This is a genomic window from Streptomyces sp. NPDC107498 (assembly GCF_055582805.1).
Map to the genome: position 1 here is coordinate 192,904 of NZ_JBVJPE010000004.1, position 21,242 is coordinate 214,145.

The following is a 21,242-nucleotide window of genomic DNA, read 5'->3' on the forward strand; positions in this document are numbered from 1 at the left end:
TCCGTTCCGTACCGGAAGAAGCCCCCGCGTACGCGAAGGGCCCGGCTCAACCCGTCGTCAGCGCCCTCGCGGGGGCGTCTGCGACGGAGTCGATCCGGGCCATCACGTCCACGGCGCCGTACGGCTCCAGGTACGGCAGCCAGCGGGGGTCCCGGTGGCCGGTCCCGATGATCCGCCAGGCCAGACCGGTCGGCGGGGCGGGTTGGTGCCGCAGCCTCCAGCCCAGCTCGCGCAGGTGCCGGTCGGCCTTGACGTGGTTGCAGCGGCGGCAGGCCGCCACCACGTTCTCCCAGGCGTGCGTGCCCCCTCGGCTGCGCGGGACGACGTGGTCGACGCTGGTGGCGACGGCCCCGCAGTACGCGCAGCGCCCGCCGTCGCGCGCGAAGAGCGCCCTGCGGGTCAAGGGAACGGGCCCCCGGTAGGGGACCCGCACGAAGCGCTTCAGTCGCACCACACTGGGAGCGGGGAGGACTTGGGTCTCGCTGTGCAGGAAGGCGCCGGACTCCTCGAGACAGAGAGCCTTGTTCTCCAGTACGAGGACGAGTGCGCGGCGGAGCGGTACGACGCCGAGCGGCTCGTACGACGCGTTGAGGACCAGGACGTGCGGCACGGATGCCTCCTATGACGCCGGCGGCGCGTGGCTCGCGCCGGGACGAACTGCTCTCAGTCTCTCCTCATGCCTGGTCGCGGCGCCACCACGTATCGGGATCGGGGTGGCGGACCCGGGGTGTTCTCGACCACATCGGCATCTCTCCCCTGTATGTGCCCAGGTGAGGTCGGTCTCTCCCTCGAACACGGCTACGGGAGCACGTCCGACGCCCCGTTACTGTGGATGGCCTGCGTACGCGATGCCTGGAGGTTGTCCCGTGTCCTGGTCCGCCCTGGCGGCTGCCACCGAACCCGAACCGATGCCGGTGACCCTGGACGAGGCCGCGGAGAGGGCCACGAACGCGGCCAGCTGGGTGGAGGAGAACTGGTCCACCTGGCTGAACACCGGGCTGCGCATCCTCCTGATCCTGGTCGTCGCCCTGCTGCTCCGGATGGCCGTCCGGCGGGCCCTGACGAAGCTGATCGAGCGGATGAACCGCTCGGCGCAGGCGGTGGAGGGGACGACGCTCGGCGGTCTCCTGGTCAACACCGAGCGGCGGCGGCAGCGCTCGGAGGCGATCGGGTCGGTGCTCCGCTCGGTGGCGTCCTTCCTGATCCTGGGCACGGCCGCGCTGATGATCCTCGGCGCCTTCAAGATCGACCTGGCGCCGCTGCTCGCCTCGGCGGGTGTGGCCGGCGTGGCGATCGGTTTCGGCGCGCGGAACCTGGTGACGGACTTCCTGTCCGGCGTCTTCATGATCCTGGAGGACCAGTACGGCGTCGGCGACTCGGTCGACGCGGGGGTGGCCTCCGGCGAGGTCGTGGAGGTGGGCCTGCGGGTGACCAAGCTGCGCGGGGTGGACGGCGAGATCTGGTACGTGCGCAACGGCGAGATCAAGCGGATCGGGAACCTCAGCCAGGGCTGGGCGACGGCCGGCGTGGACGTCACCGTCCGGCCGACGGAGGACCTGGAGAAGGTGCGGGCCGTGATCGCCGAGGCGGCGGACTCCATGTCCAAGGAGGAGCCGTGGAACGAGCGCCTGTGGGGTCCGGTGGAGGTGCTCGGTCTGAGTGAGGTGCTGCTCGACTCGATGACGGTCCGGGTCTCGGCGAAGACGATGCCGGGGAAGTCGCTGGGCGTGGAGCGCGAGCTGCGCTGGCGCATCAAGCGGGGCCTGGACGAGGCCGGCATCCGGATCGTGGGCGGCGTCCCGGCGCAGTCCGAGGAGGCGGCGGCCGACCCGACGGCCGGGATGGCGGCCCCGTCGGTGTTCGCCTCGACGACCTCGCCGCAGTCGACGGCGGCGACCCCGCTGCCGAAGGACCTCTCCAAGTAGCCCCTCCGGTCCCGCACGCCCCCGCAGGCAACGCTTCGGCCGCCTCCGGGGGCGAGTCGCGTCCCCGGCTCTTGACGCCTCCGTGACGACCGTCCTACCTTCCTCCCAACAAAACAGGAAACTTTCCTAACAGTGTGCGCAACCAGACGAGGGCAGGTGCGAGTCCCATGGCCGGTACGACCCCGGGAACCCCCGGCACGCCGCGCGTCCTGCGGGCCATGAACGACCGCGCCGCCCTGGACCTGCTCCTGGAGCACGGCCCCCTCTCGCGGACCCGGATCGGCAAGCTCACCGGCCTGTCCAAGCCGACCGCCTCCCAGTTGCTCGGCCGCCTCGAAGCGGCCGGGCTCGTCGTCGCCACCGGCACCACCGAGGGCCGGCCAGGGCCGAACGCCCAGCTCTACGCGGTCAACGCGCGGGCCGCGTACGCCGCCGGACTCGACGTCGACCAGCACCGCGTCCACGCCGCCGTCGCCGACATCACGGGCGAGATCGTCGGCGAGTACGAGCTCCGCACCCCCGGCCGCTCCGCCTCCGGCGTCGTCCGCCAGGTCACCGACGCCCTCGCCGGGGCCGTCGAGGCGGCCGGCGTCGCCCGCGAGGACGTGCGGCGCCTGGTCATCGGCACCCCCGGCGCCTTCGACCCGGCCACCGGACGCCTGCGGTACGCCTCCCACCTGCCCGGCTGGCACTCCCCCACCCTCCTGGAGGAGCTGGCCGCCGCCCTCCCCATGCCGTTCGAGTACGAGAACGACGTCAACCTCGTCGCCGTCGCCGAGCAGCGCCTCGGCGCCGCCCGGGGTCACGCCGACTTCGCCCTGCTGTGGAACGAGGGCGGGCTCGGCGCCGCCCTCGTCCTCGGCGGGCGGCTGCACCGCGGCTTCACCGGGGGCGCCGGCGAGCTCGGCTTCATGCCCGTGCCCGGCACCCCGCTCGTCCGGCAGGTCACCAAGGCCAACTCCGGCGGCTTCCAGGAGCTCGCGGGCATCCAGGCCGTGCCCCGGCTCGCCCGCGCCGCCGGGATCGAGACGCCCGACCACCCCTTCGTGCCGGTGGTGACCGGGCTGCTGTCCCGGGCCGCCGAGACCCACGAGGACGACCCCCGGTACGCGGAACTGCTCGACCGCTACGCCGAACGCCTCGCCACCGGACTCGCCTCCCTCGTCGCCGTCCTCGACCCCGAACTGATCGTGCTCTCCGGAGACGCCCTCGTCCCCGGCGGCGAACCCCTTCGCGCGCGCGTGCAGTCCGAGCTCGCCGACCTCGCCCCTTCCCGGCCGCGGCTCGTCCTCTCCGCCGTGCGCCGGAGCCCCGTGCTGCGCGGCGCCCTGGAGAGCGCCCTCGCCACCACGCGCGACGAGGTCTTCGACACCTCGCGCTGACCGTCCCCCGCCCTTCCGCCCCGCCCGAAACCCGCCCTCAGGGAGATCCCGCCATGCCCGTACGCCCGCGCAGAGCCGCCGCCGCGCTCGCCGCCACCGCCTCGATCGCCCTCCTCGCCTCCGCCTGCACCGGCTCCGCGGACAACGCGGCCACCGACGACCCGAACGCCGAGACGACGATCACCTTCTGGCACGGCTGGTCGGCGCCCGCCGAGGTCAAGGCGATCGAGGACAACGTCGCCCGCTTCGAGAAGGCCCACCCGAACATCAAGGTGAAGCTCGTCGGCAACGTCAACGACGAGAAGCTCGGCCAGGCGCTGCGCGCGGGCGGCTCCAACGGGCCGGACGTCGTGTCCTCGTTCACCACCTCCAACGTCGGCAAGTTCTGCTCCTCCGGCGCGCTCGCCGACCTGGGCCCCTTCATAGCGAAGTCGAAGCTGGACCTGGACAGGACGTTCCCGAAGGTCCTCCAGCAGTACACCCAGTTCGAGGGCAAGCGGTGCGCGATGCCGCTGCTCTCCGACGCGTACGGGCTCTACTACAACAAGGACGCCTTCAGGAAGGCCGGCCTCGACCCCGAGGCCCCGCCGAAGACCTGGTCCCAGTTCGCCCGGGTCGCCAAGAAGCTCACCAAGGCCGAGGGCGACTCCTACGAGCAGCTCGGCTTCATGCCGAACTACCTCGGCTACGAGACCGTCGTCGAGCACTACATGTCGCAGTGGGACCACGCCTACTTCGACGAGAACGGCAAGTCGAACGTCGCCGAGGACCCGGCCTTCGCCGAGATGATGACGTACCAGAAGTCCCTCGTGGACTCCCTCGGCGGCTTCGAGAAGCTCGACAGGTACCGCACCACCTTCGGCGACGAGTGGGGCGCCAAGCACCCCTTCCAGACGGGGCAGGTCGCCATGCAGCTGGACGGCGAGTGGCGGCTGAACTTCATCAAGGAGGCCGGGGTGAAGTTCGACGTCGGCGTCGCGCCGCTGCCGGTCGCGGACGACGAGGTCGCCGAGTACGGCAAGGGCTACCTCTCCGGCACGATCATGGGCATCGCGCCGCAGAGCAGGAAGCAGAACGCGGCCTGGGAGCTGGTCAAGTACATGACCACGGACACCGAGGCCGTGGTGGGCTTCGCGAACGCCATCGGGAACGTGCCCTCCACCTTCGAGGCGCTGAAGTCCCCGAACCTGAAGTTCGACGACCGCTTCAAGACCTTCCTGGACATCGCCCGGCACCCGGAGTCCACCACCCCGGACGGCGCCGTGAACGGCCCCGCCTACCAGGAGACCCTCTCCAGCCTCGCCCACAAGTACGAGAGCGGGAAGATCACGGACCTCAAGAAGGGCCTCGCGGACGCCGCCGCCCAGATCGACCGCGACATCGCCGCGGCGAAGTGACCCCGTCATGACCACGTACACGCTCCGCGCGAAGCGACGGCGCAACGCGCTGCGCACCGCGCTGTTCATGTCCCCCTGGCTGATCGGCTTCGGCTTCTTCTTCGCCTATCCGCTGATCTCCACGGTGTACTTCTCGTTCATGCGCTACGACGGCCTCAACCCGCCGACCTGGCGCGGCCTGGAGAACTGGACGTACGTCTTCTCCGACCTGCCGAAGTTCTGGCCGGCGATGCAGAACACCCTCTGGCTGGCGGTCGTCATGGTGACCTGCCGGGTCGTCTTCGGCCTCGGCGTCGGCATGCTGATCACCAAGATCAAGCAGGGCGCCGGGATCTACCGCACCCTCTTCTACCTGCCGTACCTGGCGCCGCCGGTGGCCGCCACGCTCGCCTTCGTCTTCCTGCTCAACCCCGGCACCGGCCCGGTCAACTCGCTCCTGGAGGCGGTCGGCGTCCCCGCCCCCTCCTGGTTCAACGACGCGGACTGGGCCAAGCCGGCCCTCACGGTCCTCGCCGTGTGGGGCGTCGGCGACCTCATGGTCATCTTCATGGCCGCCCTGCTCGACGTGCCGAAGGAGCAGTACGAGGCCGCCCAGCTGGACGGCGCGTCCCCCTGGCAGCGGTTCCGGTACATCACGCTGCCGAACATCTCGCCGATCGTGCTCTTCGCGGTCGTGACCGGGATCATCGGCGCGATGCAGTACTACACCCAGCCGATCGTGGCCTCCAAGGTCGCCTCGGGGGTGATGGGCGGCTCCGGCACCACCTTCCAGCCCGGCTACCCGGACGACTCCACGCTGACCCTCCCGCAGCTGATCTACAGCCTCGGCTTCAGCCAGTTCAACTACGGCGCGGCCTGTGTGGTGGCGCTCGTGCTCTTCGCCTTCTCCATGGCCTTCACCGCGCTGCTGATGCGTCGGCGCGGCGGCCTGATCGGCTCGGGTGACTGAACCATGACGACCACGACCGCCCCCGCCCCCGCTCCCTCCCCCGTCCGGAGCGCGGTGAGCCCCGCCGGGAAGCGGGCCCGCCGCAGGGCGCTGCTGCACTGGATCGCCGTGCACTCGCTCGGCATCGCCGCCGCCCTGTTCTTCGTGCTCCCCTTCGTCTTCGTCTTCCTGACCTCCCTGATGAGCGACGAGCAGGCGCTCACCCGGGACCTGACGCCGGACTCCTGGCACTGGGACAACTACGTCCGGGTCTTCCGGACGGAGGGCTTCCTGACCTGGTGGGGGAACTCCCTGCTGTACGCGGGCCTCGGCACCGCCCTCGTCGTGGTGTCCTCGATCCCCGTGGCGTACGCGCTCGCGAAGTTCCGCTTCCGGGGCCGGCACCTGTCGCTGCTGCTCGTCATCGCCATGATGATGCTGCCGCCGCAGGTCGTGATCATCCCCATGTACCTGTTCTGGGCGAAGCAGATGGACCTCTCCGGCACGCTGTGGCCGCTGATCATCCCGATGGCGTTCGGCGACGCCTTCGCCATCTTCCTGCTGCGCCAGTTCCTGCTGACCATCCCGAACGAGTACGTCGAGGCCGCCCGGATCGACGGCTGCGGCGAACTGCGCACCCTGCTGCGGGTCGTGCTCCCGATGGCGAGGCCCGGCATCGCCGCCGTGGCCCTCTTCCAGTTCTTCTACTGCTGGAACGACTACTTCGGGCCGCAGATCTACGCCTCCGAGAACGCGGCCGCCTGGACGCTCAGCTACGGCCTGGAGTCCTTCAAGGGCGCGCACCACACCGACTGGAACCTGACCATGGCCGCGACCGTCCTGGTCATGGCCCCCGTGATCCTCGTGTTCTTCTTCGCGCAGAAGGCGTTCGTCGAGGGAGTCACACTGACCGGAGTGAAGGGCTGACACATGAAGCTCACTGTCGTGGGGGGCGGTTCCACCTACACCCCCGAACTGATCGACGGATTCGCGCGCCTGCGCGACACCCTGCCCCTCACCGAACTCGTCCTCGTCGACCCCGCCGCCGAGCGCCTGGAGCTCGTCGGCGGCCTGGCCCGGCGGATCTTCGCCAAGCAGGACCACGACGGCGAGGTCGTCACCACGAGCGACCTCGACGCCGGGGTCGAGGGCGCCGACGCCGTCCTGCTCCAGCTGCGGGTCGGCGGGCAGGCCGCCCGCGAGCAGGACGAGACCTGGCCGCTGGAGTGCGGCTGCGTCGGCCAGGAGACCACCGGCGCCGGCGGCCTCGCCAAGGCGCTGCGCACGGTCCCGGTCGTCCTGGACATCGCCGAGCGGGTCCGGCGCACCAACCCGGACGCCTGGATCATCGACTTCACCAACCCCGTCGGCATCGTCACGCGCGCGCTGCTGCGGGCCGGGCACAAGGCCATCGGCCTGTGCAACGTGGCCATCGGCTTCCAGCGGAAGTTCGCGAAGCTCCTCGACGTGGCCCCGTCCGAGGTCCACCTCGACCACGTCGGGCTCAACCACCTGACCTGGGAGCGGGCGGTACGGATCGGGGGCCCCGAGGGCGAGGACGCGCTGCCCCGGCTGCTCGCCCGGCACGGCGACGCGATCGCCGGCGACCTCCGCCTGCCGCGCCCGGTCCTGGACCGGCTCGGCGTCGTCCCCTCGTACTACCTGCGGTACTTCTACGCGCACGACGAGGTGGTGCGGGAGCTCGGCACGAAGCCCTCGCGGGCCGCCGAGGTCGCGGCGATGGAGCGGGAGCTCCTGGAGATGTACGGGGACCCGGCGCTCGACGAGAAGCCGGCGCTGCTCGCCAAGCGGGGCGGTGCCTTCTACTCGGAGGCGGCCGTGGACCTGGCGGCCTCCCTCCTGGGCGGAGGGGGTTCGCCGTACCAGGTGGTGAACACGTACAACAACGGCACGCTGCCGTTCCTGCCGGACGACGCCGTGATCGAGACGCAGGCGGCGGTCGGCGCGCACGGTGCCGCGCCGCTGCCGGTCGCGCCGGTGGACCCGCTGTACGCCGGTCTGATCGCGAACGTGACGGCCTACGAGGACCTGGCCCTGGAGGCCGCGCTGCGCGGCGGCCGGGACCGGGTGTTCAAGGCGCTGCTCGCGCACCCGCTGGTGGGCCAGTACGCGTACGCCGACGGGCTCGCCGACCGGCTGATCGCGCACAACCGGGAGCACCTCGCGTGGGCGTGAACCCGGACGGCGTCCTCCTCGCGGTCGACGCGGGGAACAGCAAGACCGACGTCGCGGTCCTCTCCCGGGACGGGACCGTCCTGGGGTCGGCGCGCGGCGGCGGGTTCCAGCCGCCCGTGGTGGGAGTGGGGGCGGCGGTCGACGAGCTCGTGGAGATCACGGGGCGGGCCTGCGCCGGGGCGGGCGTCCCGGCGGAGTTCGCGCACGTCACGGCCTGTCTCGCCAATGCCGACCTGCCCGTCGAGGAGGCCGCGCTCCGGGCCGAGCTGCTCGGCCGGGGCCTGAGCCGGTCCGTACGGGTGCACAACGACACCTTCGCCATCCTGCGGGCCGGGCTCGACGAGCCGCGGGGCGTCGCGGTGGTGTGCGGGGCGGGGATCAACTGCGTGGGGATGACCCCGGACGGGCGGACGGCCCGCTTCCCGGCGATCGGGAAGATCTCCGGGGACTGGGGCGGGGGCGGCGGACTGGCCGACGAGGCCCTGTGGTTCGCGGCGCGCGCCGAGGACGGGCGGGGACGGCCCACCGCCCTCGCCGACGCGCTGCCCGCGCACTTCGGCCTGGAGTCGATGTACGCGCTGATCGAGGCGCTGCACCTGGGCGGGGTCCCGGTGGCACGGCGGCACGAGCTGACGCCGGTGCTGTTCGCGGTCGCGGCCGGGGGCGACCCGGTGGCGCTGTCGCTCGTGCACCGGCTGGCGGAGGAGGTCGTCGCCATGTCGACGGTCGCGCTCCGGCGGCTCGGACTCCACGACGAGGAGGCCCCGGTGATGCTGGGCGGCAGCGTGCTCGCCGCGCGCCACCCGCAGCTGGAGGAGCGGATCCGCGAACTCCTCGCGGAGCGGGCGCCGAAGGCCGTGATCGGTTTCGTGACCGCGCCGCCGGTCCTCGGCGCGGGCCTGCTCGCCCTGGACGAGGTGGCGGCGGGCCCGGAGGCGAAGGCCCGGCTGCGGGCGCGGTACGAGGGCTGAGCGGGGTGGGCGCGGGGCGTCCCGTCGGGTGCGACGGGACGCCCCGCACGCATGTTCACCTGTTCGAGCGACGGCCGGCGCGGAACCGATGCCCGCCCGGTGACGTATTCAGGGTGAGGGGGTTCGCCCGCCGACGCAGGGGGGGCATGGGGCACGATAGGTACAAGATCGAGTCAATCCCGGTGTGCGGACGGCCCCCTGAGGCCATACTGCTGGCCGGGCAGACGTCAGCGACCGAGGGGGAGGTCAAGTGACACACCCGCCGAACGTGCCCGCCGCCCCGGCGGCGCCGGGCACGGCACAGGCGCCCGCGCGCCCCGGTGGCCTGCCCTCGCAGCCGTCGCCCGCACGGCCGTCGCCCGCGTCCGTCGTCGGCCCGCCCGCGGGGCGCGGCGCCTGGGCCGTGGGACGGGAGCGGCTGCGGGAGGCCGCGACCACCGAGCCCGGCCGCCTCCAGATCCTCGGGGCCGTACTGGCGCTGCTCGTCGTCGCGTTCGGGGCCGTCACCGCCCTGGAGGTCACCGGCCGGACCTCCGCGGCCGACGACGTCGTCGGCCGCAGCCAGCCCCTGAGCGCCGACGCGGCCGCCATCTACCGCTCCCTCGCCGACGCCGACACCACCGCCGCCGCCGGGTTCCTGGCCGGCACCCTGGAGCCCGCGGAGTCCCGCGCGCGCTACACCCGGGACGTCACCACCGCCTCCCGGCTGCTCGTCAAGGCCGCGGCGAACACGGACGGTTCGTCCGCCTCGGCCCGCGAGATCGCCACCCTCAACGAGGAGCTCCCCCGCTACACGGGCCTGATCGAGCGCGCCCGGGCCGCCAACCGGCAGGGCCTGCCGCTCGGCGGCGCCTATCTGCGGTACGCCAACCAGCAGATGACCAGCGCACTGCTGCCGGCCGCCGAGCGGCTGTACGCGGCGGAGACGGCGCGGCTGCACCGGGACGACGACTCGGCCCGCGCCTGGCCCTTCCCGTCGCTCGCGCTCGGCCTGCTCGCCCTCGGCGTCCTCCTCTGGGCCCAGCGCCGCAACTACGCCCGCACCAACCGGGTCTTCAACCACGGGCTGCTCGCCGCCACCGCCGCCACCGCGGTCGTCCTGCTGTGGCTCCTCGCCGCGCACACCGTGACGCGGACCGACCTGAACGGCGCGCGGACGCACGGGCAGGATTCCCTCCAGGTCCTCAACACGGCCCGGATCAGCTCGCTCACCGCCCGCGCCAACGAGAACCTGACCCTGGTCGCCCGGGGCGCCGTGCTCACCGAGGACGGCGGGAACGACAAGTACGAGGCGGACTACGCGGCGAGCATGAGCGCCCTGACGAAGGCGCTCGCCACGGCGCGCGGACTCGCCGACGACGACGCCGGGCGCCGTCCGGTGGACGACTCCGCCGCGCGCGCGGCGGACTGGCGCGCGCGCCACAAGGAGGCCCGCGCGAAGGACGAGGCCGGCGACTACGAGGGCGCCCTCGCCCGGGTCGTCGGCGCCGAGGGCTCCACCGGCCGGTCCTTCGACCAGGTCGACGCGGCCCTGGAGCGGGCCCTCGCGCACGAGCAGGCCGAGTTCACCCGCTCCGCCGGGGACGCCAGGGACGCGCTGACCGCGCTGCCGCTGGGCGCGGCGGCCCTCGGGATCCTGGGTGCGGCGGGCGCCGTGCTCGGCATCAACCGCAGACTGTCGGAGTACCGGTGAGAGGGGGCGGGATGCCGAACGGCGCGGACTCGCCGGCGCGGCGGACGGCGAGCGGCGCGGGCCCGCTCGCGCTGCGCGCGGCGAAGCGGCTGCGGGGCTGGGGCGGGGTGGCCGCCATGGCCCTGGCCTGCGGGCTCACCGCCTCGCTGACCCTGCTGCCCCTCGCGCACGACGGCGGCGCGGCGGCCGCGCCCTGGACGCCCGGCCCCGGCGTGGGCACCGGCGTCCCGATCAAGGCCGACACCTGCGAGCACCCCGAGGCCTCCCTCACGCCCTCGTCGGCGGACGGCCCGTCGATCCGGGCGATCAAGGAGCGCGGGAAGCTGATCGTCGGCGTCGACCAGTCCAGTTACCGCTGGGGCTACCGGAACCCGGAGAAGGGCGTCCTGGAGGGCTTCGACATCGACCTGGCCCGGGCCGTCGCCAAGGACGTCCTCGGCGACCCGGAGGCGATCGTCTTCCGCACGATCCCGACCAACCAGCGGATCGCCGCGCTGAACAGCGGCAAGGTCGACCTCGTCGTGCGCACCATGACGATCAACTGCAAGCGGATCGAGCAGGTCGCCTTCTCCACCGCCTACTTCCGGGCCGGCCAGCAGGTCCTGGCGCCCAAGCTCGACAAGGGCATCACCGGCTACGACTCCTCGCTGCGCGGCAAGCGGGTCTGCACCGCCGAGGGCTCCACCGCCTACGACGCCCTGGCGGAGAAGTCCTTCGGCGCGGTCTTCGAGGACGAGGCCGACGGCACCAAGGACGACAAGGACCTGCTGACCGTCCCCAACCAGCTGGACTGCCTGGCCCGGCTCCAGATGGGCGAGGTCGACGCCGTCGTCACCGACAACGCCCTCGCGGCCGGCCAGGCCGCGCAGGACCCGGCGGTCGAGCTCAAGGGCCGGCCGTTCACCGAGGAGTACTACGGGGTGGCGGCCAAGCTGGGCAACGACGACCTGGTGCGCCGGGTCAACCAGGTCCTGGTGGGCTACCGGCAGGGCCCCTGGCAGGCGGCGTACAAGGAGTGGCTGGAGAAGGACCTCCCCGGGATATCGGGACCTCCCGCTCCGTTGTACAAGTAGCGGCCCCTGCCGCCCCCGACGAACGACCTGTACACGAAGCGGAAGAGGTGACCGATGGGCGTCACGGACCCCCCCGGGCCGGTGATGGACCGGGACGAGGTGGACCGTGCGCTGGCGCGGCTCGGCGCCGAGCACAAGGCGATCGAGGACTCGCTCCTCGCGCTCCAGGACCACGCGGGCCGCAGGCTGCTCGAAGGGGCCGAGCTGACCGGGACGACCCGGGACCGGTGGGCGGCCGCCGAGCGGACCATCACCCTGCTCTGGACCTGCTTCGACGTGTACACCGGGGCCCTGCGGGACGCCCGCGAGGTGCGCGCGCGGCGCCGCTGGCCCGGCCGGGAGGAGCTCGTGGAGCTGACCGACCGGCTGCGCGGCGACACCGTGCTCGTCCCGGGCGGGGCCGCCGAGGGCGCCCTGCTCACCGAGCGGTTCAGCCTGGAGGGGCTGGTCCGGCGGATGAACGAGCTGTACGCCTCCTCGCTCGACCTGGTCGTCACCGCCGACGCCGTCTGGTCGGCGCTGCCCGCCCGGATAGACCTGCTCGCGGCCGAGCTGGGCCGGACGCGTTCGCTGGCGCGCTCGGTCGGCGTGCGGCCCGGGGAGCACCCGGCGGGGGACGAGCTGGAGGCGATCACGGCCGAGCTGACCGCACTGCGCTCCCAGGTCGTGACCGACCCGCTGGCGTTCTGGCAGCCGGCGGCGGGGAGTTCGGCGCCGGGCGGCGGCCGGCCCGACACCGAGCGGTACGACCGGGCCGCCCTGGCCCTGGAGGACGTACGGCGCGAGATCGAAGCGGTCCTCGCGGTCCGGCAGGACTCCGAGGACCGGCTGCTGCGGCTGCGGGACGTGCTCTCGCGGGCGGACCGGACGCTCGCCGAGGCCCGGTCGGCGCGCGGCGAGGTCCTCGCGAAGATCGCCGCCTCCGAGGTGCCGGCCGTCAGCGGGCCGCCGATCGTGCTCCAGGAGCGGCTCGCGGCCGCCGCCGAGTACCGTCGGCGCGCCCAGTGGCACCGGCTCTCCCCGCTCCTGGACTCCCTGGAGCGGGAGGCGGAGGACGAACTGATGCGGGCCCGCGAGTCGTTGACGGCGGTCACGGCGCCGCTGGCGGTCCGGGCCGAGCTGCGCGGCCGGCTCGACGCGTACAAGGCGAAGGTGGCGCGGCTCGGCGCGGCGGAGGACCCGCTGCTGGTCGAGCGGTACGACGCGGCGCGCCGGATGCTGTGGAGCGCTCCCTGCGACCTGCGGGTCGCGGAGCAGGCGGTGCTGCGCTACCAGCAGGCGGTGGCGGAGGTGCTGTCCGGGCCGAGGGACGCGGGAGACGCGGGAGGGCGACAGTGGTGAGCGGGGAGACGGGTGTGGGGAGCTGTCAGCGTCCTTCGTGCGGGGGTTCGTACGAGGACATGGGAGGCGGCGAGCTGTACTGCGACACCTGCGGGCTCGCCCCGGTCGTCGCGGCCGGGGGGCTCATCGGGTCGACGCCGACCGGGACGGCCGTGCCGGGCAGGGGGGCGGGCGGCGTCGGCGGGGCCGACTCCGGCTCCGCGCGGAGCGGTTCGCGGGCCTCCTCGCGCGCCTCGTCCCGGTCCTCGTCCCGCTCCTCGACCTCGCGCCGGTCGGTCTCCGGCCGGCTCTCGCGCTCGCTGTCCGGGGCCTCCGGCGCCTCCACGGGCCGCTCGGTGTCGGTGCGCAGCTCGGGCTCGTCGACCGGGCAGTCCGCCCGGAACCGGCTGGGCGCGGGCCTGGTGACGATCCCCGAGGTGCCGCGCCCCGACCCGCGGGCGGCGGTGATGGAGAACGCCGAGGTGCCTGAGCGGAAGCGTTTCTGCTCCCGTTCGGACTGCGGGGCTCCGGTGGGCCGGGCACGGGGCGACCGGCCGGGCCGCACGGAGGGCTTCTGCACCGCGTGCGGACACCCGTACTCCTTCGTGCCGAAGCTGCGCGCCGGCGACATCGTGCACGGCCAGTACGAGGTCGCGGGCTGTCTGGCGCACGGCGGCCTCGGCTGGATCTACCTCGCGGTCGACCGGGCCGTCTCCGACCGGTGGGTGGTCCTCAAGGGCCTGCTCGACACCGGCGACCAGGACGCCATGGCCGCGGCGATCTCCGAGCGCCGCTTCCTCGCCGAGATCGAGCACTCCAACATCGTCCGCATCTACAACTTCGTCGAGCACCTCGACCAGCGCACCGGCTCCCTGGACGGCTACATCGTCATGGAGTACGTCGGCGGCAAGTCGCTCAAGGAGATCGCCAACGACCGGCGCACCCCCGACGGCCGGCGCGATCCGCTGCCGGTGGAGCAGGCCTGCGCGTACGGGATCGAGGCCCTGGAGGCGCTCGGGCACCTGCACAGCAGGAACCTGCTGTACTGCGACTTCAAGGTCGACAACGCCATCCAGTCCGAGGACCAGCTGAAGCTCATCGACATGGGCGCGGTCCGGCGGATGGACGACGACGAGTCCGCGATCTACGGCACGGTCGGCTACCAGGCGCCGGAGGTGGCCGAGGTCGGCCCGTCGGTGGCGAGCGACCTGTACACGGTGGCGCGCACGCTCGCCGTGATGACCTTCGACTTCCAGGGCTACACGAACGTCTTCGCGGACTCGCTGCCCGACCCGGAACACATCGAGGTCTTCCGGACGTACGAGTCGTACTACCGCTTCCTGGTCCGCGCCACCGACCCGGACCCGGCCCGCCGGTTCGCCTCCGCGCAGGAGATGGCGGAGCAGCTGACGGGCGTGCTGCGCGAGGTCGTGGCGCTCCAGTCGGGGCGGCCGCGGCCGGCGCTCTCCACGCTGTTCGGCACGGAGGTGCGGGTCACGGACACCACGCTGTTCGCCGAACCGATGGAGGACGTGTCGCTGCTCGGCGCCCGCCGGAGCGGCAGGCGACGCGGAACGGCCGCCACGGGCGCGCTGCCGACGGGAGCGGTCCCGGGGCGGGCGCCGGCCGCCGGGGTGTCCGCGCTTCCCGGTGCCGGGCTCGGGGGGCTGCTCGCGCCGCTCGACGCGCCCGCCACCGCGCTCGCGCTGCCCGTGCCGCGCGTCGACGCGAACGACCCCAACGCCGGTTTCCTCGCCGGGCTCGCGGCCGCGGCCCCGGGCGAGCTCCTCGGGGCGCTCCAGGGCGCGCCCGCCCCCTCCGCCGAGCTGCGACTGCGCACCCTGCGGGCCCAGCTGGAGCTGGGCGACCTGCCCGCCGCCGCACGGACCCTCGCCGGTCTGGAGGAGCGGGACCCGGACGACTGGCGGGTCGTCTGGTACCGCGGCGTCGCCTCCCTGGTGACCGGCGACCACGAGCACGCGGCGCTGGCCTTCGACGCGGTCTACGACGCCTTCCCCGGCGAGCCGGCGCCGAAGCTGGCCCTCGGGATCTGCGCCGAGGTCCTCGGCCAGCTGGACAACGCCGCCGAGTACTACCGCCTGGTGTGGGTCACGGACCCCAGCTTCGTCAGCGCGGCCTTCGGACTCGCCCGGGTGCGGCTCGCGGCCGGCGACCGCACCGGAGCCGTACAGGCCCTGGAATCCGTACCGGAGGCGTCGATCCACTACACGGCGGCGCGGGTCGCGGCCGTGCGGGCGCGGCTGCGGCGGCGCCCCGCGCACGAGCCGCTCGGCGCCGACCTGACGGCGGCCGCGGCGCAGGTCTCGGCGCTCCAGGGCTTCGGTCTGGACGCGGTGCGCCGGGAGCGGTTGTCGACGGAGGTGCTCGGGACGGCCCTCGACTGGGTACTCTCCGGGAGTCCCGGCGCGGCACCGGGCGGTGGCGCGCTGCTGCTCGGAAGTGAACTGGACGAGCGCGGACTGCGCTTCGGCCTCGAACGCTCGTACCGGGTGCTGGCCCGGCTCGCCCAGCAGGGCGAGGAGAGGATCGAACTGGTGGAGCGGGCCAACCGCTTCCGCCCCAGGACGTGGGTGTGAGGATGTCCCAGAAGCCGAAGCCGTCGCACGGACTCGCCGTCTGCCCGGGCTGCGCGGAGCCGCTGGAGTCGGGTGACCGGTTCTGCGGGGCGTGCGGCCACGACCTGTCGGCCGCGCCGTCCGCGGAGACCGGGCCGGACCGCCCGACCGTGGCGATCGGCGCCCCCGTGGCGTGGCCGGACGCCCCGCCCCGCGAGCCCGGTTCGCTCTCGACCATGACCCAGCACCCGGGCGACCTCCCGGGCACCGACTCCGGCGGCCGCGACCTCCCGGCGACGGAGGTCCGCGCGGACGGCCCGGTGCCGGCGGAGGGCGCCGGCCCCGCCGGGGAGACCACGGCCGGCAGCGGGGACTTCGAGCTGGCCGCGCCGGACCCGCGCGCGGCGGTACGGACCGCCCCGCCCGCCCCACCCGTGCCCGCGGCTCCGGCTCCGGCTCCGGCTCCGGCTCCGGCCGCGCCCGCCCCCGCCGCCGCCTCCTCCCCCGCCCCGGCCCCCGGCCTCTGCGTGGCCTGTCGGGCCGGGCGGGTGGACGCCGACGGGTACTGCGAGAACTGCGGGCACGCCCAGCCGCGCGAGCGCGACCACATGGAGCGGGACCTCGCCGGCGTCGCCGCCGTCAGCGATCGGGGGCTGCGCCACCACCGCAACGAGGACGCGTTCGCCGTCTCGTCGACCACCCTGCCCGACGGCTCCCCCGCCACCCTCGCGATCGTCTGCGACGGCGTCTCCTCGGCGACCCGCCCCGACGAGGCCTCCGCCGCCGCCGCCGAGGCGGCCGGCGCCTCGCTGCTCGCCGCGCTGCCCCGGGGCACGCACCCGCAGCAGGCGATGCACGAGGCGATCGTGGCCGCCGCCGAGGCCGTCAACTCCCTCGCGGAGGAGCCCGGCCAGGACGGCGCGGAGCACGATCCGCACCGCCACCGCAACGCCCCGGCCTGCACCATCGTCGGCTCCGTCGTCGCCGGCGGCCTGCTCGTCGTGGGCTGGGTCGGCGACAGCCGGGTCTACTGGGTGCCGGACGACCGCAGCGCCCCGCCCGCCCGGCTCACCGAGGACGACTCGTGGGCCGCGCAGATGGTCGCGGCGGGCCTGATGAACGAGGCGGAGGCGTACGCGGACGAGCGCGCCCACGCGATCACCGGCTGGCTCGGCGCCGACTCCTACGAACTGGACCCGCACACGGCCGCGTTCAAGCCGGATCGTTCCGGCGTGGTGGTGGTCTGCACGGACGGACTGTGGAACTACGCGGAGGCCGCGGAGGAGATGGCCCGGGTCGTCCCGGCGGACGCCGCGGACCGCCCGCTGCACGGCGCGCAGGTCCTCGTCGGCCACGCCCTGGACGGCGGGGGCCACGACAACGTCACGGTCGCGCTCGTCCCGTTCGCCGCCGTCGCCACGGGGGCGGGACCCGCCTGAGCGGCCGCCGATCCCCCTCCCCTCCACCGTTGTTGCCCGAGGAGCCGAATCAGATGGCGAACTTCTCCAAGTCGACCGTGCCCCAGTTCTCGGTGGACGTCTACCAGAACGAATTCCTGCCGGAGGGCGGCCGGGACGTCAGCGCGATCGTCACGGTCACCTCGACCGGGGGCGGCACCGGCGGCGGCCTCGCGGGCGGCGGTCCGGCCGCGGCCGGTGTGGTGATCATGCTCGACTGCTCCGGTTCGATGGACTACCCCGCGACCAAGATGCGCGGCGCGCGGGAGGCCACCGCCGCCGCCGTCGACACCCTGCGCGACGGCACGCACTTCGCCGTCGTCGCCGGGACGCACGTCGCGAAGGAGGTCTATCCGGGGAACGGCGGCCTCGCGGTCGCCGACGCCCGGACCCGCGCCGAGGCGAAGGAGGCGCTGCGCCGGCTCTCCGCGGGCGGCGGCACGGCGATCGGCACCTGGCTGCGCCTCGCGGACCGGCTGCTCTCCTCCGCCGAGCTCACCATCCGGCACGGCGTCCTGCTCACCGACGGCCGCAACGAGCACGAGTCGCCGGAGGAGCTGCGGGCCGCGCTCGACGCCTGCGCGGGCCGGTTCACCTGTGACGCGCGCGGGGTCGGCACGGACTGGGAGGTCAAGGAGGTCACCGGGATCGCCTCGGCGCTCCTCGGCACGGCCGACATCGTCGCGGACCCGGCCGGGCTCGCCGCCGACTTCACGGCGATGATGGAGCAGGCGATGGGCAAGGGCGTGGCGGACGTCGCGCTGCGCCTGTGGACCCCGGTGGGGGTCGAGATCATGTTCGTGAAGCAGGTGGCGCCGGCGGTCGAGGACCTGACGGGGCGGCGCACCGGGGCCGGGCCGCGCGCCGGGGACTATCCGACGGGCTCGTGGGGCGACGAGTCCCGTGACTACCACGTGAGCGTGCGGGTCCCGCAGGCGGCGGTCGGCCAGGAGATGCTCGCCGCCCGGGTCTCCCTGATCGCCCCGGACCCGGCGGGCGGCGATCCGCGCCCGCTGTCTCAAGGACTGGTACGGGCGGTGTGGACGGACGACCTCGCGATGTCGACGTCGATCAACCCGCAGGTCGCGCACTACACGGGTCAGGCCGAGCTCGCGGACGTCATCCAGCAGGGTCTGGATGCCCGCAAATCGGGCGATCGTGACGGCGCGACGGCCAAACTGGGCCGCGCCGTGCAGCTCGCGGCGGCCTCCGGCAACGCGGACACCGCGAAACTGCTTTCGAAGGTGGTCGACGTGGTCGATGCGGCGACCGGTACTGTGCGTTTGAAGGCGAAGGTCGCGGAAGCGGACGAGATGACACTCGAGACCCGTTCCACCAAGACCGTTCGCGTCAAGAGGTAGCCCGGCCACCGGGCCGGAAGACGAGAGGGGGAAGCACCGACATGCCGACCTGCCCGAACGGACACCAGTCGGTCTCCGACGACTGGTGCGAGGTCTGCGGCCATCGCATGGCCGGGGCGGGTGCGCCGACGGGTGCCGTACCGCCGCCTCCCCCGCCGCCGCCCCCCGCGTACGGATACCCCGGCCCCGCAGGCCCCGACCAGCACGGTCCCGACCAGCACGGTCCCGGTCGGCCCCCGATGGGCCCGCCGCCGGGTGCTCCCGGCGGCTTCGGTCCCGGTGCTCCGGGCGGCTTCGGTCCCGGCGCCCCCGCGGCCCCCGGTGGCTTCGGTCACGGTGGCGACCCGAACGCGACGGCCCAGGCGGAGCTGTGCCCTCAGTGCCGCACGCCGCGCGAGCACATGGCTCCGTTCTGCGAGGAGTGCCGCTGGAACTTCCTCACGAACACGGCGACCTCGTACACGCCGCCGGCCCCGCACAACGCCCCGCCGCAGCAGCCTGGGCCGCCGCCCGGCCTGAACCTGCCGCCGGGCTTCCAGTCCTCGCCGCCCCCGCCGCCGCAGCAGCAGCCGGACCCGTTCGGCTACCAGGGCTCGCGGCCCTCTCAGGTGAACCGGCCGGCCGAGCCGCTGGGCGCCGAGCCCACGCACCACCAGGCCCCGCCGCAGCGCCCGTCGGCGCAGCAGCAGCCGCCCGCCCCGCCCGCGTACCTCCAGGCCCCCGCCCCGCCCGCGCCGCCGCAGCCGCGCGCGGACGACGACTGGGTCCTGTCGCCGCCGTCGCAGCACCAGGCCCCGCAGCACCAGCCGCACCAGGCACCGCAGCAGCACCAGGGACCGCCGCCTCCGCAGCAGCACCAGCCCCCGCAGCCTCCGCCGCATCAGGGGCCCCCGCAGCACCAGGGGCAGCAGCACCAGGGGCAGCAGCAGCCTCCGCAGCAGTTCCAGCCGCCGAGACAGCAGCAGCCCCTGAGCTGGACCGCGGTCATCGGTCCCGACCGCGAGTACTTCATGGCGATGATGCAGCGCAGCGGTCCGGAGGCGACGGGCCTGAACCTGCCCGCATACTCGCCGGCCAAGCACCTGCCGCTCCAGGGCAACCAGGTCTCCATCGGCCGCCGTCGGCACTCCACCGGCGAGTCCCCCGACATCGACCTGTCGGTGCCGCCGGAGGACCCGGGCGTCTCGCACCAGCACGCCGTGCTGGTGCAGCAGCCGGACGGCTCGTGGGCGGTGGTGGACCAGAACTCCACCAACGGCACCACGGTCAACGGCGGCGAGGAGCCGATCCAGCCCTACGTCCCCGTCCAGCTCCAGGACGGCGACCAGGTGCACGTCGGCGCCTGGACCACGATCACGATCCGGCTCGCCTGATCGTCAGGCGGTCCCCGGCAGGGGCCAGGCGTACGGCCCTCCGGGGTCGTCCAGCCAGGCCCACTGCCGTTCGCCGCTGACCGTCACCCCGAAGCGCTCCCGCCCCGGCCGCCGCTCGCGCAGCCAGAGCGAGAGCGCTTCGCGCCTGTCGAGGGTCCCGCCGACGAGCCCCCACAGGAAGAGGAAGCGCTCGTTCCCGGCCGGGCCGGGGCGCGGGTTGTCGTGCTCCGGGGCCCCGGCGGCGACGCCTCGGAGCGCCACGAAGTACGCGGAGGTCGCGAGGAACCGCCCCTCCGCGTGCGTGGCGTCGCTCACCCGCAGCAGGATCAGTCCGGTGGAGAGCGGCGCGAGGACGAGCGCGCCGGGCCGGCACTGGGCGAGCCAGGGGTACGGGACGGAGGGCACCGCGCAGGTCGCCACGATCCGGTCGTACGGGGCGTGCTCGGGGCAGCCGCGGGCGCCGTCGGCGGCGAGCACGGCGGGCCGGTACCCGGCGGCGGCGAGGTGGGCCCGGGCGGACTCGGCGATCTCCTCGTCCAGGTCGACGGTGGCGACGTGCTCCTCGCCGAGGCGGTGGCAGAGCAGGGCCGCGTGGTAGCCGCTCCCGGCGCCGATCTCCAGGACGTCGTCCCCGTCGCGCACGTCCAGGGCGTCGAGCATCAGGGCCATCAGGGAGGGCTGGCTGGCGGAGGAGACCAGGTCCCCGTCCCGCATCCGGGTGGCGATCGCCGTGTCCGCGTACGCCCCGCGCAGCCAGCGGTCCCGGCGCTCCGGCTCGGGGTCGCCGGCCCAGAGCCGCTCGTAGCCGCCGGGCGCGGAGACGTAGTAGTACGGGACGAAGAGGTGGCGCGGCACCTCGGTGAAGGCCGCCCGCCAGGCGGGGTCGGTCAGCAGGCCGTCCGCCTCGATCTCCCGCACGAGCGCGCGCCGCTCCCGCGCGCCGACCCCGGCGAACTCGTCCATGGGTCCACTCTCCCGCCCTCCGGGCCCCGGGGCGAGCGGCCGTACGGGCGGTCCTAGGGCTCCGGTCCTCGGCCGGGGCATCTGAGACGATGGAACGGTGAACGAGATTCCCGGGGAAACGGTGCAGGAGCAGACCTTCTACGAGCAGGTCGGGGGCGAGGAGACGTTCCGCCGTCTGGTCCGCCGCTTCTACGAGGGGGTCGCGGCCGACCCGCTGCTGCGCCCGATGTACCCCGAGGAGGACCTCGGTCCGGCCGAGGAGCGTCTCGCCCTCTTCCTGATGCAGTACTGGGGCGGCCCCCGCACGTACAGCGACCACCGCGGCCACCCCCGCCTCCGCATGCGCCACGCGCCGTTCACCGTGGACCGGGCCGCCCACGACGCCTGGCTGCGGCACATGCGCGACGCCCTCGACTCGCTGGGCCTGGCCCCGGAGCACGAGAGCGAGCTGTGGCGCTACCTGACGTACGCGGCGGCCTCGATGGTGAACAGCGCGAACTAGCAGGTCACCTGCCGACGGCACGGACTGAAACGTTCCGGACACGGAACGCCGAATAACGGTCACGATCCCATCAAGGTCCGTGTGAAAGCGGTTACCCGTGACGCGTGCCCTCTGAAAGCATCCGA

General features: G+C 73.9%; 17 protein-coding genes. 15 read left to right on the forward strand and 2 right to left on the reverse strand.

The features are described 5' to 3' along the window. Nucleotides 1–46: 46 nt before the first annotated feature. Nucleotides 47–610, reverse strand: a complete 564-nt coding sequence (locus ACZ66Z_RS09140; RefSeq protein WP_225799893.1) for an HNH endonuclease — start codon at nt 608–610, stop codon at nt 47–49. Between the two features lie 256 nt (nt 611–866). On the opposite strand from ACZ66Z_RS09140, the gene ACZ66Z_RS09145 reads away from it, so the two are divergent. The 14 genes from ACZ66Z_RS09145 (at nt 867) to ACZ66Z_RS09210 (ending at nt 19,652) form a co-directional block, all read left to right on the forward strand. Next, entirely contained in the window at nt 867–1,925 is a 1,059-nt protein-coding gene (locus ACZ66Z_RS09145; RefSeq protein ID WP_469933344.1) for a mechanosensitive ion channel family protein, read from the forward strand. Between the two features lie 167 nt (nt 1,926–2,092). Continuing rightward, entirely contained in the window at nt 2,093–3,307 is a 1,215-nt protein-coding gene (locus ACZ66Z_RS09150) for an ROK family transcriptional regulator (RefSeq protein WP_469933345.1), read from the forward strand. Between the two features lie 53 nt (nt 3,308–3,360). Next, on the forward strand, nt 3,361–4,704 hold the full coding sequence (locus ACZ66Z_RS09155) for an ABC transporter substrate-binding protein (RefSeq protein ID WP_469933346.1): 1,344 nt from the start codon (nt 3,361–3,363) through the stop codon (nt 4,702–4,704). A 7-nt stretch (nt 4,705–4,711) separates the two neighbouring features. After that, nucleotides 4,712–5,653, forward strand: a complete 942-nt coding sequence (locus ACZ66Z_RS09160; RefSeq protein ID WP_469933347.1) for a carbohydrate ABC transporter permease — start codon at nt 4,712–4,714, stop codon at nt 5,651–5,653. Nucleotides 5,654–5,656: 3 nt separating this feature from the next. Beyond that, nucleotides 5,657–6,559 (forward strand): carbohydrate ABC transporter permease, encoded by a 903-nt coding sequence (locus tag ACZ66Z_RS09165; protein ID WP_469933348.1) that lies wholly within the window; start codon nt 5,657–5,659, stop codon nt 6,557–6,559. A 3-nt stretch (nt 6,560–6,562) separates the two neighbouring features. After that, the gene (locus ACZ66Z_RS09170; RefSeq protein ID WP_469933349.1) at nt 6,563–7,828 is read left to right on the forward strand and encodes a 6-phospho-beta-glucosidase; all 1,266 of its coding nucleotides are present in this window, start codon (nt 6,563–6,565) and stop codon (nt 7,826–7,828) included. Next, complete coding sequence (locus ACZ66Z_RS09175; RefSeq protein WP_469933350.1) at nt 7,819–8,799, forward strand: N-acetylglucosamine kinase; 981 nt, start codon at nt 7,819–7,821, stop codon at nt 8,797–8,799. The genes ACZ66Z_RS09170 and ACZ66Z_RS09175 overlap by 10 nt, the downstream gene beginning before the upstream one ends. Nucleotides 8,800–9,049: 250 nt before the next feature. Next, entirely contained in the window at nt 9,050–10,492 is a 1,443-nt protein-coding gene (locus tag ACZ66Z_RS09180) for a hypothetical protein (protein ID WP_469933351.1), read from the forward strand. Between the two features lie 11 nt (nt 10,493–10,503). Continuing rightward, complete coding sequence (locus tag ACZ66Z_RS09185) at nt 10,504–11,565, forward strand: glutamate ABC transporter substrate-binding protein (protein ID WP_469933352.1); 1,062 nt, start codon at nt 10,504–10,506, stop codon at nt 11,563–11,565. Nucleotides 11,566–11,619: 54 nt separating this feature from the next. Further along, on the forward strand, nt 11,620–12,906 hold the full coding sequence (locus ACZ66Z_RS09190; RefSeq protein WP_469933353.1) for a coiled-coil domain-containing protein: 1,287 nt from the start codon (nt 11,620–11,622) through the stop codon (nt 12,904–12,906). A 59-nt stretch (nt 12,907–12,965) separates the two neighbouring features. Next, entirely contained in the window at nt 12,966–15,482 is a 2,517-nt protein-coding gene (locus tag ACZ66Z_RS09195) for a serine/threonine-protein kinase (protein WP_469933354.1), read from the forward strand. 2 nt (nt 15,483–15,484) lie between these two features. Beyond that, nucleotides 15,485–16,900 (forward strand): PP2C family serine/threonine-protein phosphatase, encoded by a 1,416-nt coding sequence (locus tag ACZ66Z_RS09200; protein WP_469933355.1) that lies wholly within the window; start codon nt 15,485–15,487, stop codon nt 16,898–16,900. 53 nt (nt 16,901–16,953) lie between these two features. Continuing rightward, nucleotides 16,954–18,279, forward strand: coding sequence for a vWA domain-containing protein (locus ACZ66Z_RS09205; RefSeq protein ID WP_469933356.1), 1,326 nt, complete (start codon nt 16,954–16,956; stop codon nt 18,277–18,279). A gap of 41 nt (nt 18,280–18,320) precedes the next feature. Beyond that, on the forward strand, nt 18,321–19,652 hold the full coding sequence (locus tag ACZ66Z_RS09210; protein ID WP_469933357.1) for an FHA domain-containing protein: 1,332 nt from the start codon (nt 18,321–18,323) through the stop codon (nt 19,650–19,652). 3 nt (nt 19,653–19,655) lie between these two features. Here the strand turns inward: ACZ66Z_RS09210 and ACZ66Z_RS09215 are convergent, their stop codons facing one another. Next, a complete protein-coding gene (locus tag ACZ66Z_RS09215; protein WP_469933358.1) occupies nt 19,656–20,615 on the reverse strand; it encodes a methyltransferase domain-containing protein in 960 nt (319 codons plus the stop codon). A 97-nt stretch (nt 20,616–20,712) separates the two neighbouring features. Between ACZ66Z_RS09215 and ACZ66Z_RS09220 the strand changes: the two genes are divergently transcribed. Beyond that, nucleotides 20,713–21,117: a globin gene (locus ACZ66Z_RS09220; protein WP_469933359.1), complete on the forward strand. Its 405-nt coding sequence runs from the start codon at nt 20,713–20,715 to the stop codon at nt 21,115–21,117. Nucleotides 21,118–21,242: the final 125 nt, after the last annotated feature.